The following is a 12,831-nucleotide window of genomic DNA, read 5'->3' on the forward strand; positions in this document are numbered from 1 at the left end:
ATTGCTTGGGGAAGGAAGTATTAGTATGATAACTTTATCTCATGGAAATGGGGGAGAAGAAACTCATAAATTAATAAAAGATATATTTTATAAATACTTCAAAAATGAGGTTTTAAATCAAATGGGGGACTCTAACATTTTAAATGAAATATCAAGATCTATTGCTATAACTACAGATAGCTTTGTAGTAGATCCAATATTTTTTAATGGAGGGGATATAGGAAAACTTTCTGTATGTGGGACTATAAATGATTTAGCTGTTAGCGGTGCATTACCTAAATATATTACTGCAGCTTTTATAATAGAGGAAGGTCTTGAAATTAATGTTTTAGAAAAAGTAGCAAAATCCATGGCAAAAACTGCAGCAGAATCTGGTGTTAAAATAATAGCAGGAGATACTAAAGTAGTAAACAGAGGTAAAGGAGATAAGCTATACATAAACACCACTGGTATAGGAATCCTAGAAAATGCCTATATAAGTTTTAACAAAATAAAGCCTAAAGATAAGATTATAGTAAATGGAAATATAGGAGAACATGGAATTTGCATATTAAATGAAAGAGAATATTTAAATTTTCAATGTGATATAAAAAGTGACTGTGCTCCTTTAAATAAACTTTGCAAAGATATATTATCAGTAAGCAACAATGTAAGAATAATGAGAGATGCCACAAGAGGAGGAGTTGCAACAACATTAAATGAAATAGTAAATACATGCAAAAAAAGCATGCTAATTTATGAAGAAGAAATACCCGTTAGCCAAGAGGTAGAAAGCTTTTGTCACATATTAGGATTTGATCCTCTATATGTAGCAAACGAAGGTAAAATAGTAGTCATAGTAGATGAAAAAGATGCAGCTAATGTTTTAAAAACAATGAAAAACAATCCTTTAGGCAAAAATTCAAAGATAATAGGAGAAGTTATAGAAGACAAAAGTGCAAATCTTTATTTAAAAACTTCTCTAGGAGGAACAAAGATTTTACCAATGCTTCAAGGAGAAATATTACCCAGGATATGTTAGTGAAAATAAGAAATTAGAAAAATTAAAATTGATTTACTTTTATTGTTGAAATAAATTATAGAAATAAGTATATGTACTAAGTTGAATTTAAGGTTATAATAAAAATAAGTATTAATATCCTTCCTATAAAATCTCATGGAGGTGCACTTAATGAAAAAAATACCTTATGGTATATCAAATTTTCAAAGAATAATAGAAGATAACTATCTTTACGTAGATAAAACAAAATATATAGAAATTCTTGAAAACTTTGCCCCATATCAATTTTTTATAAGACCAAGACGATTTGGAAAAAGTTTATTTATATCAATGCTTGAAAATTATTACGATATAAAGAAAAAAGATAAATTTAAGAGTATTTTTAATAAATTATACATAGGAAAAAATCCTACAGAAGAAAGAAATAAATATTTGGTATGGAAGATAAGTTTTGCTGGACTTCAAACAGGTGTTACAGAAGAAGAACTTAGAAAGAATTTTAGTGATAAAGTAAAAATATCTGCACAAGAATTTTTATTGTACTATAAAGATTTACTTTTAGAACATAACATTTCAAATGAATATAATAGTGCTGATATAATAGTAAATTATGTAAAAATGATTACTAATGTTTCTGGATATGATGTATTTATTTTAATAGATGAATATGACAATTTTGCTAATGAATTAATAACAGGTGGAAAAAAGTTTACTTATGAAGCTATACTTCATGGAGAAGGTTTTGTGAAGTCATTTTATAAAGCCATAAAAGATGGAACAAATGATAATTTTAAAAGAATATTCATGACAGGAGTTAGCCCTATAATGTTAGATGATATGACTAGTGGTTTTAATATAACTGAAAACTTAACTATTGAAGAAGAGTTAAATTCAGTTTTTGGCTTTACGAAAGATGAATTAAAAATAATTATAGATCAAATAGATATAAATAAAAATGAAAAAGATTTATTAATAAAGGATATGGCGTTTTATTATAATGGATATAAATTTAATAAAAATGCTGAAACAGTATTTAATCCAGACATGACAATGTATTTTTTAAAGAATTATTTAAGATACAAAAGATATCCAGAGGAAATGATAGATTTTAATGTAAGGACAGATTATGGAAGAATAAATAAATTGGCTATGAATTTTAATGATGAATCTTTAATAACTGATATAATAAATAAGGGTGAGACAAGTACTAAGTTAGTAGAAAAGTTTAATATAAACTCTATGTATAATGATACAGAAAACTTTAAGTCTCTTTTATTTTATTTAGGAATGCTTACAATAAAAGGAGTAGAAGCAAATAATATTGTATTAGGAATTCCGAACTATGTTATAAAGAATATATACTGGGAAGAGTTTTATAATAAAATAAATGAAAATATAAAATTAGATAATAGTAAAATAGCTAATAGTATATCAAAAATGAGAGTTAGTGGAGATATTACACATTTCATAGAAGAATTTAAAAACATACTTAAAGATTTATCTAATAGAGACTTAATGAGGTTTGATGAAAAATATGTAAAGATGATAATACTTACGCTATTGGCAGTAGATAATACTTATTTAATAAATAGCGAATTAGAAAATAATAACGGTTATTCAGATATATATTTAAAAACTAAAATACAATTTAAGGAATATACTAAATATGAATGGCTAATAGAACTTAAATATATAAAAGAATCTGAAAAAAAGAAATTAGAACTTATCAAAAAGGAAGGATTAGAACAACTAGAAAGATATAAGAATAGCAAAATGATAACTCAAAGTGTAAGTGATGCAATTTTAAAATCTGCATTAATTATAGTTGTTGGAAAAAATGAAGTGTATATTTTTTAAAGTATTTATTAAGTAAATTATAAAATTAAAGCTTTACACGTAAAAGGGCGTTTTATTCAACGTTCTTTTTTGTGGTATAATTATCTAAAAATACACTATAAAAAAAGGATTGAATAACATGAATATAAATTACCAAAAACAACTAGACAAATTAATAGAAAACATAGTAAAGAATGAAGAAGTACCTACATTATTATTACACAGCTGTTGTGCTCCATGTAGCAGTTATGTTTTAGAATACTTATCTAATTATTTTAAAATAACAGTTTTTTATTATAATCCTAATATATATCCTGAAGAAGAATATATAAAAAGAGTTCAGGAACAAAAACAGTTTATATCCTCTATCAAAACAAAATATGAGGTAAAGTTTATTGAAGGAAAATATGATACGGATACCTTTTATGATATGGCTAAAGGATTAGAAATGGAAAAAGAAGGAGGAATTAGATGCTTTAAATGCTATGAATTAAGATTAAGAGAAGCAGCTATCATAGCAAGTAAAGGAAACTATGATTATTTCACAACTACTTTATCCATAAGTCCTTATAAAAATGCTAAAAAATTAAATGAAATAGGGGAAAAGTTAGCTGAAGAATATGGAGTAAAATATTTATATTCAGATTTTAAAAAGAAGAATGGATATAAACGCTCTATAGAACTTTCAAATGAATATAATTTATACAGACAACACTATTGTGGTTGTGTTTTTTCTAAAAATGAGAGAATGAATCAACTTAAACAGAATATAGATAATGACAATAAATAGAACTTGTATTAGTTCATGTATCAATGGAGGGGAGAAATTTGATACCTTTAGATTTTATTTAAAATCATGGAAGTTTGATTTAAATAGTGGAAACTTTATTTTCTTAGGGGAAAGATCTATGAGTGTAGATGAGTAGTCTAATTATAGATAATGTAAAAATATTGTTGGAATATAGTAAATATTATAAAAAAATAAAGGAATTTAAAAAAATTTATAGAATGTGTAAATATGTAGAAAATTAATTAGCTTGATTTATAAAAGACATGTATCAAAAATAGGTGATAAAGTATGAATAAATTCGAAATAAAGTATTCTGCTATATATTATTATTCAGAATTAGATGTTGAAAAACTAACTAATTTAAAGAATAAATTAAAAAATGGAATAATAATAAATTTATTTTTAAATTATAATTTTAAAGAAGAATTAGATTTAAATGAATTTAAACAGAAAGATTTTTTTGATTATTCAGAGTCTGAAGGATTTTTTAATAGATTTGATAATTTAGGTGAATTAAATTATAAGGAAGGATTAGTTGCTTATGATGGTAATATATTAAATCAAAATTTTTATAATGACATATGTGTTAATCGTAATAATAAATTTAATAGTGAGCAATACGAAATAATAAACGCAGATATAAATAAAAATATAATTGTTACTGCAAGTGCAGGAACAGGTAAAACTACAGTAATGATAAATAGGTTATTATTTTTGAGAAAAACAGTTGAAAATTTTAAATTTAACAATACTATATTGATAACATTTACTAATGAAGCTAGTATTGAAATGAGAGAAAGATTAATAGAGTTAATAGAAAAATATTATAGGTTTACATCAAATATAATATATTTAAATATGTTATCAGAGATATCAGAAACTCAAATAAGCACTATACACTCATTTGCTAAAAACATTATAGATGAGTTTTCTGTAGATAAAAGCATAAATGAAAAAATTAAAATTACTACTTTTGAGAATTTTAAAAATATATTTTTAGAAGAGGCTATAGACAAGTTTTCTAAAAAATATAAAGATATATATAGTAAATTAAAATATTTTCCTATATATGATATAGTAAACAAACTAAAAATAGTATGGGAAAAAGTAGATAATTATTCCATTGATTTAAATTCTAATGATATTAAATTAGACTTTGGATATGATGAATTTAATATATCTTTTTTTATAAAATATGTACTGAAATATACAGATAATAAATTAAGTAAAATTAAAAATAATAATTTGGAAATAAATGATTTAATAAAGAAAATTAATAATTTAGATTTAATAAAAAGAATAAATAGTAATTACACATTTCTTATGATAGATGAATTTCAAGATATGGATAATGCTCAATTAAAGTTTATAGTAAATTTTTATAATATAAAAAAAATATTATTATTTATAGTAGGAGATGAAAAACAAAGTATTTACAGATTTAGAGGAGCTGAATTGACGGCTTTTAAAAAATTAAAAGAGAGTTTGAACTTTTATAAAAATCAATTAATAGAATTTACATTGTTACAAAATTATAGAACTGATTGTAATTTACTTAATGACATAAATAATTTATTTAAAGATATAAATAATAGAGTTGAAAAATTTAATTATCTTAAACAAGATTATATATATTCTAAAATTAAAGTAGATAAAATAAATAGTATAAGATATATATCTTTACAAGAGGATGAAAACAAAGTAAAACTTTTAAATAAATTATTAAATAAGAAAGATAAAAGTGAAACTATTGCTGTATTAGTTAGAAATAATAAAGATGCATTAGAAATAAAAGGTCTATGTGATAGAAATAATATACCTTGTCAAATAGAAATAAAGGGTGATTTTTATAGACACGAAGCAGTAAGAGATTTTTATTTAATGATACAATCTTTAATTTATGAAAATGATAACAGAGTAAATTACGCATTAATAAATTCTCCTTACATAGAAGAAAGTATAGATAAAATAGAAGTATTAGAAAAAATTAATACCAATGAATTAAAAATATACTTAAATAAATTTTTAGATAAAAATAATTGGAACTATTATAGAAAAAAAGTGCATGAGGTAAATCCTTTATTAGTAATAGATGAAATAATAAGATCAGTTAAACCAGAAATTAATTATTATAAGAATAAATCTATCAAAACAAATAAACAACTTAAAAATATAAAATTAATGACACTAGAATATAAGATTAACTTAGACTATTTAATACATTTATTAAAAGATAAATTTAATACAGATTATGTATCTATAGAGACAATTGAAAAATTTTTACGGGTAAAAATATCTACAGATAGAAGTATAGATTCAAGAAAGCCTTCAAAGAAAACTGAAAAAGAATATGTAAAGTGTATGACAGTACATAATTCTAAAGGGCTTCAATTTGATTATGTTATTTTACCCAAGACTACAAATAAATTTTTGATAGATAGGAAAGTAAAAGTTATTTTAAGAAATGAACAAGATAATCAATATAAAATAGGATATAGTATTAAATTTGGCGATAGTAGATTTTATAATAATTATTTTATTGAATACAATAAAGAAGAAAAATCTGAGATAATAGCAGAAGAAACTAGACTTTTTTATGTAGCGGTTACAAGATGTAAAAAAGAGTTATATATAGATAAAAGAAAAATTTCTTCTAATATATCTATAAATAGTTGGGAAAACTTAATATCAGGGGGAATAGAAAATGTTTAAAGTAGAAACCCATGATAATTCGTTACAATATTTTAAAAATTTAATTATAGAAGAAGATGCTATTCATGTTACAGGTAATAATGCATTGGCTTCATTGATTATAGAGGTTAATGAAGAAAAATTTTTTTCAAAAGAACTATCAAAAAAATTAATATTAAATATAGAAAAGTTTGAAAAGAAATTATATTTTGATTTAGAAAATCCAATAGAAAGAATTAAATTAAAATCTGAATTAAGAGATGAAATAAGTAAAATTAAAATAGAATATATTAATAATTATTTTTTGAAAAATATAGATAATGTGTTTGATACTATAATATTTTTAATTAAATGCGGTATTGAAAAGATAAATAAAAACTTAAATTATGATAATCAAAGTAGAGTATTTATAAATACTTATAATAATTACCTTAATAATAAAAATTTGAAAAAGATATATAAATGTATAAAAAAAAAGAGTAAATTAGGATATAAAAAAACTATTAATTCAAATAAAATAATTAGAATTAACAAGATATATTTTTATAATATAAGTCAATTAAGTATTAAAAGATTTATGTTATTTTATAATCTTAAAAATATGGGATTTGAAATAACATTTAGAGTTCCATATTTTAATGGTTTGAAGGAAATAAACAAGTATTGGGAGGCTGTTTACAACCAAGAAGTATTTAAATGGTGCTATGGTAAAAATGATTTTAGACAATATATAAAACAATCTAAATATATAGCTTTTATAGAAGGAAAAGATATTTGTGAAACAAAAGAAAATGTAAGTACAAAAACTTATTATGAAATAAGTAATTTTGTGAAAGATATAGAAAATAAAAATGTAGTAACTTTTATGAAAGATAGTATCAAAAGCTGTCAATTATATAAAAAAGAACAATGTAATCATTGTTACAATACAAAAATTGGAAGGTTCATAAAAAATATATACAAATGTAGACTAAAATTAGAAACTATAAATTTGGATTATAATATTTTTATAGAATTAATAACTTCAGGATGGATTCAATGTATAGAAAAACCCTATGTTTTTAATGGAAAAAGTACATTAGAATTTTTTAAAGAGAATGAAGATTATTTTAGAGGCATTAATACTATAGATGAAATTTTAGAAAGACTATATAATTTAAAAGATTTAAAAGAAATTAATAATATATTTGAAACTAAAAAATATTCTAATGATATACCTAAATTACTTATAAATCCATTTAGAGCACTTAGTTATGCAAATAGTGATAAATACAAATTGACTTTAAATCAAGTAATTAAATTAACTAAAAAATTAAAAATTATATTAATGAAATTATTAGAAAATGAAAGTGGATTTATAGATTATGAAAAACATAAAAATATCTTAAAAGAAATATATTTTCATAATTTATATATAAATAAATTAAGTGAAGATAATAATCTTTCGTGTGTTTATACTCAAATAAAGAAAATGTTAACTTTTGATTTTGATAAGAGATTAATACATATAGAAGAATTAAAACAATTATTTAATATATTATTAACAATAAAAAAAAATAATAGTAATAAAACTATAGTTTTGGATGATTTAGAAGGTTTTATTTATAAGGAAAATATCCATAAAGGATGCTTACATATTACAGATTTATCCTACAAATCATATAAGAAATATATTGATAGTAAAAAAGAGGATTCCTTTATTTTACCTAAAAGAAAATTAAATAATATATTAATTAATAGTATTGAACTTGATAATAATATGAAAAATTACATAAATAAAAAATTTAAGTTAGAATATGAGAATAAAGATACTAAGGAAAATATAGATGATTTTTTAAAATTTACAATAGGAAATATGTTTATAAATTTTAAAGGAAAAATACTTTTTAGTTGGGTAAGAGATTTAAGAGAGAATGATGATAAGAGTGTAATATTAAGACACATGGAAAATTTATATAAAAATGATATTAGTAGTGATAATATTTGGAATTTACTAGAAAAATGTGATGAAAATTTTCATATAAAAGATTATTCTATTTCATGTGAAGAAAATATAAAAAAATATAAAAAAATATATTATAATATTCCATCAGTAGCTTATAAAGATTTAGATTTTTGTGAAGAAAAATTTTTTTATTCTAATATATTAGAAAGGTATCCAATATATAAAAGTGATTTTCATCATAGAGTTGTGCTATCTGTTTTAATATCCTTACTAAAAAATAATATTAATAATTATTATATGAATATAAAAAGATACATTTTACCATTGTTTCCTCAGTGGCCAGATGTTATTAAAGAAAATATTATACTAATAAATTATTCAACAAAAAACTTTCAAAAGTATAGAAAGTTTAAAAATATTTATTATCCTAAGAATGTGGACAAGCTATATAGTTTAAGAAGCAAATATATAATAGGAGAAAAATATAAAATTAATAATAGATATAATAATAATAATTTAGATGAAGAAAAGATCTTTGAAGAATTTTTAAGAGAATATTTATTAAAAGATACTATAAATAATCCAGGAAAACATTGTAGTATGTGTCCTCATACACACATTTGTAGAAAGGGAGTTTTTAGAATTGGCAATAGATAACGAATCTCTAGAATTTTTTGTTAAACTATCTAAAGTTTGGGGAAATTTTAATGAATATAATTTTTTCAAAGAAATAGAGTTATCTCCTGAACAAATAAAAGTAGTTGAATATGAGGATGAACAGATGCTAATAGAAGGATGTGCAGGTACGGGCAAAAGTATTACTCTTTTATATAAATTTATTAAAACACTTATAAATGAAAATAATAAAAAAATATTATATGTAACATTTAATAATATATTAATTGAAGATACTAAAAAAAGATTAGAAACGTGTAATGAATTTAATGATAATAAAAAAAAGCATGATATAAGAATATGTACTTTTCATGATATAGCTTGTGAAATATTAAAGAGTATTAAAGTTATCGATAAGAAATTGGGAAAACTTACAGCAAATAAAATAGAAAACCATAGAGAAACTGCTTTTAGAAGAATAGCTGCTATTTTAGCTAATTATAAAGATGATTTTTCTTTAATATATAAAAATTTATTTAAAGAAGAAAGATTATATAAAACGCATGATGCTTCTTTTATAAGAGATGAAATATTTTGGATGAAAGCAAATGGAATTGTTAATAAAAATGACTATTTATCTGTTAAAAGATCTGGAAGAAGCCAAAGTATACGACTTACAGTTGCCCAAAGAAATACTGTATTTAAAATTTTCGAAGAATATCAAAGTCAATTAAAAGATAAATTTCATAATCATTTAGATTTGGAGGACTACGCTTTAGAGATAATAAAAAATTATTATATGAATAGATTAGAAGATAATAAATTTGATTATATATTTGTAGATGAACTCCAAGATCTAGATCCAATGCAATTAAAAGCATTATGTCTTTTAACCAAGAAAAGTATTGTGGTTTCAGGAGATTCTAGACAAAAAATATATAAAAAAAGTCCATTAACTTATGAAAGAATAGGATTTAAAATTCATGAAAAAGGTAGGCATAAAATATTAAATAAAAACTATCGTTCTACTGCTCAAATTATAAAGTTAGCAAATGAATTAAATTTTAGTGATAATGATACAGCTAAATATAAAGAAAAAAACTTTATAAAACAAGGGAAAAAACCTATTATTGCTTTATTTCAAAGTGAAAAAGGAGCTATAAATTATGTTTCAAAAATGATAAATGAAATTTTTGAAAAAGATACTAAAAAAACAATAGCTATAGTACATAGAGAAGATTTAAAACCTAAATATAAATATAAAAAATCAATTAGAAGGATATTATTAGAACAAAAAATCTTAACAGGGTTTAGTGATATATACAATTATAGTAAAAGATTTGAACACATAGGAAATAAACAAATATTTTATACAAACCCTTATGATGTTAAAGGATTAGAGTTTGATATAGTATTTATATTAGATTTTAATTATAAATATTATCCAAATTATCTGGAGATTAAAGAAATTAACGAAAATTTAGAAGGAAAAGATAAAGATTTAATTGATAAAGATATAGAACAAGTTATAAATATGGAAAAAAGACTATTCTATGTTGCAATGACAAGAGCAAAAAGTGAGTTATATATTATAGCTAATGGTTGTAAAAGAATTGCACAAATCTCTAAATTTATATTAGACTTTAATTCAGATAACTATATAAATAAAAATTTTCTTAAAAAAGATATAGAAAAAATGAAATTTCTTCGTGATATTTAATTTTATATTAAAAGGTGGAATAAAGATGGATTTCGATGATAGAATTTTACAATTATTAAATAATGATAAAATATCTAAGTATTTAGATGAAAAAGAAAAAAATAATGTAATTAGAGAATTTCAAAAATATAAAGGAAAATATGAGAAATATAAAACAGATAAAAATGCTAAAATATTATCTTATATCATATTCTATAATGTAATTAATAAAAATGACACATTAAAAAAGAAAAAGTTAGAAAATAGCAAGAAAAAAATATTTACTATAAAAAATTTAGCTTCAATTCTTAAAATTTCAGAAAAAAGCTTTTCAAAATTAAATAAAGAAATTTTTAATAAAAACATAAATGTACAAAAGTACAATAATAAAGATAAGAATTTAAATGAATTTAAAAATATAAATAAAATCATAAAAAAGTATAAAAGAAATACAAAAGCTCCTAATTTAACTAAGAAAGGATTAATAGCAATTTTTAAGATTAATTATGAATATTTAAAGTTTTTATATTCAGATAAAACTGCTATAAAAATAAAAGAATATTTAGCAAATGTCTATATGAACTTATCATTAGCGGGATATAATATAGAATATTCAAAATTAGAAGAATTGTTCGGAGAATATTTTAAATATTTAAATATTGTAGTAACTGATGGAAGGAGTAGTAAGGACTTTGTAAAAATAAAAGATATTTATAACAATGAAAATTTTAAAGTTTATATAGAATTTATGAGGTGATCATTATGATAAGTAAAAATGAAGCACAAAAAATATTATATTCACTTAAAATTGGAGTAGTACCTAATACAAATTTAGATATATTGTGTGTAGGAAGAGATAAAGAAATAGAAGAATTTAATAACTGTATGAATTTTGTAGAAAAGGGAAATGGAACAATAAAATTTATAACTGGTACCTATGGTTCTGGAAAATCGTTTTTATTAAATGTTATAAAACAAAAAGCTTTAAGTAGAAACTTTGTAGTTGCTAGAATACAAGTAGATAAAAGTTTAAAATTTAATAAAATAGAACAAATTTATTATCAAGTAATGAGTAACTTGTCTATATTTAATAAAAAAAATGATGGTACAAGCTTTGATGAAATGTTTCAATTATGGTTAGACAATTTAAAAAATATTCATGATAATAAAAAATCAGGAGAAATAATTAATAATGTTATAGAAGAAATTAATAATTATAATAGTTCTTTTGCAAGTGTTTTTAAAAGTTTTATAAAAGCTAAAGCAAAAGATAATACAGATTTATGTCGTTCTATTTCAGCTTGGATTAAAGGAGAAAAAAATATTCCTACTTCAGTAAAAAAACAATTTAATGTTAAATCAGATATAGATAAAGATAATGTCATGTCAATATTTAAAGGATTTACTAAAATTGTAAAATTAATAGGATACTCGGGATTGGTTATTTTAGTGGATGAAATTGAATTAATAGTAAATGAAAGAAGTGATATTAGAAGAAGCGCTTATGAAAATATTAGAATGCTAGTAGATATGGTTAATGATGGAGAATTAAAAGAAGTTATGTTTATATTTGCAGGAACAAATGAGTTATTTGAAAATGAGGAAAAAGGAATAAAGACATATGCCGCTTTATATAATAGACTTTCAAGTAGTTATAAAGATAGCAGTAAAAAATATAGAGATTTAAGAAAAACTATAATAAAAATAGATGGATTAAATGTGGAAAGTATAGAGAAGTTAACACAAAAAATAATGGAAATACATACTTTTTATTATAATTGGAAAATACCTTCTAGTAGAGAAACTATAAAACAATATGTAAAATTATCGTGTTCAAAGTTTGGAGATAATATAACACAGGCTAATTGTAGAGAATATTTAAAAAAATTAATAGATATTTTAGATATAATGGAACAAAATCCAGGTGTAGATATATTTTTAAAAGAAGTAAATGATTTAATTGAAAGAAGAGATAATATAGATAATGATGAAAATGATTATGATTTATATGTAGAAGATTATGATATAGATGATGAACTTATAGAACTTTAAAATTAAATAATATAATTTAAAAGCAGAGTTATTATGAAAAAATATAATAATAACTTTGCTTTTAATTATTATAGATGAGGAAATTGCACAATTAAACTTCCTCAATTATATTTAAAAATCATTACTTTTTGTTAATAATTAACTATTTTGTTCAGAAAAAGATAATAGCAAAGCTAAGGTGCTATTGCACCTGTGGATAACTT

At 21.5% G+C, this 12,831-nt stretch carries 8 protein-coding genes; all 8 read left to right on the forward strand.

Annotated elements, in window-relative coordinates:
• The first annotated feature begins 25 nt into the window (after positions 1-25).
• On the forward strand, positions 26-1,021 hold the full coding sequence (hypE, locus tag CLOACE_RS02615) for a hydrogenase expression/formation protein HypE (protein ID WP_070109491.1): 996 nt from the start codon (positions 26-28) through the stop codon (positions 1,019-1,021).
• Positions 1,022-1,171: 150 nt separating this feature from the next.
• A complete protein-coding gene (locus tag CLOACE_RS02620; protein WP_070109492.1) occupies positions 1,172-2,857 on the forward strand; it encodes an AAA family ATPase in 1,686 nt (561 codons plus the stop codon).
• Between the two features lie 118 nt (positions 2,858-2,975).
• A complete protein-coding gene (locus tag CLOACE_RS02625) occupies positions 2,976-3,626 on the forward strand; it encodes an epoxyqueuosine reductase QueH (RefSeq protein WP_070109493.1) in 651 nt (216 codons plus the stop codon).
• A 288-nt stretch (positions 3,627-3,914) separates the two neighbouring features.
• Positions 3,915-6,338, forward strand: a complete 2,424-nt coding sequence (locus tag CLOACE_RS02630) for a UvrD-helicase domain-containing protein (protein ID WP_070109494.1) — start codon at positions 3,915-3,917, stop codon at positions 6,336-6,338.
• A complete protein-coding gene (locus tag CLOACE_RS02635) occupies positions 6,331-8,919 on the forward strand; it encodes a hypothetical protein (RefSeq protein ID WP_070109495.1) in 2,589 nt (862 codons plus the stop codon). The genes CLOACE_RS02630 and CLOACE_RS02635 overlap by 8 nt, the downstream gene beginning before the upstream one ends.
• Positions 8,906-10,597 (forward strand): UvrD-helicase domain-containing protein, encoded by a 1,692-nt coding sequence (locus CLOACE_RS02640; protein ID WP_070109496.1) that lies wholly within the window; start codon positions 8,906-8,908, stop codon positions 10,595-10,597. Before CLOACE_RS02635 ends, CLOACE_RS02640 begins: the two co-directional genes overlap by 14 nt.
• A 25-nt stretch (positions 10,598-10,622) precedes the next feature.
• Positions 10,623-11,333, forward strand: a complete 711-nt coding sequence (locus CLOACE_RS02645; RefSeq protein WP_070109497.1) for a hypothetical protein — start codon at positions 10,623-10,625, stop codon at positions 11,331-11,333.
• Between the two features lie 5 nt (positions 11,334-11,338).
• Positions 11,339-12,628 (forward strand): BREX system ATP-binding domain-containing protein, encoded by a 1,290-nt coding sequence (locus tag CLOACE_RS02650; protein ID WP_070109498.1) that lies wholly within the window; start codon positions 11,339-11,341, stop codon positions 12,626-12,628.
• The last annotated feature ends 203 nt before the right edge of the window (positions 12,629-12,831 follow it).

It is taken from the genome of Clostridium acetireducens DSM 10703, assembly GCF_001758365.1.
In the GTDB taxonomy this organism is placed as follows: domain Bacteria; phylum Bacillota; class Clostridia; order Clostridiales; family Clostridiaceae; genus Clostridium_C; species Clostridium_C acetireducens.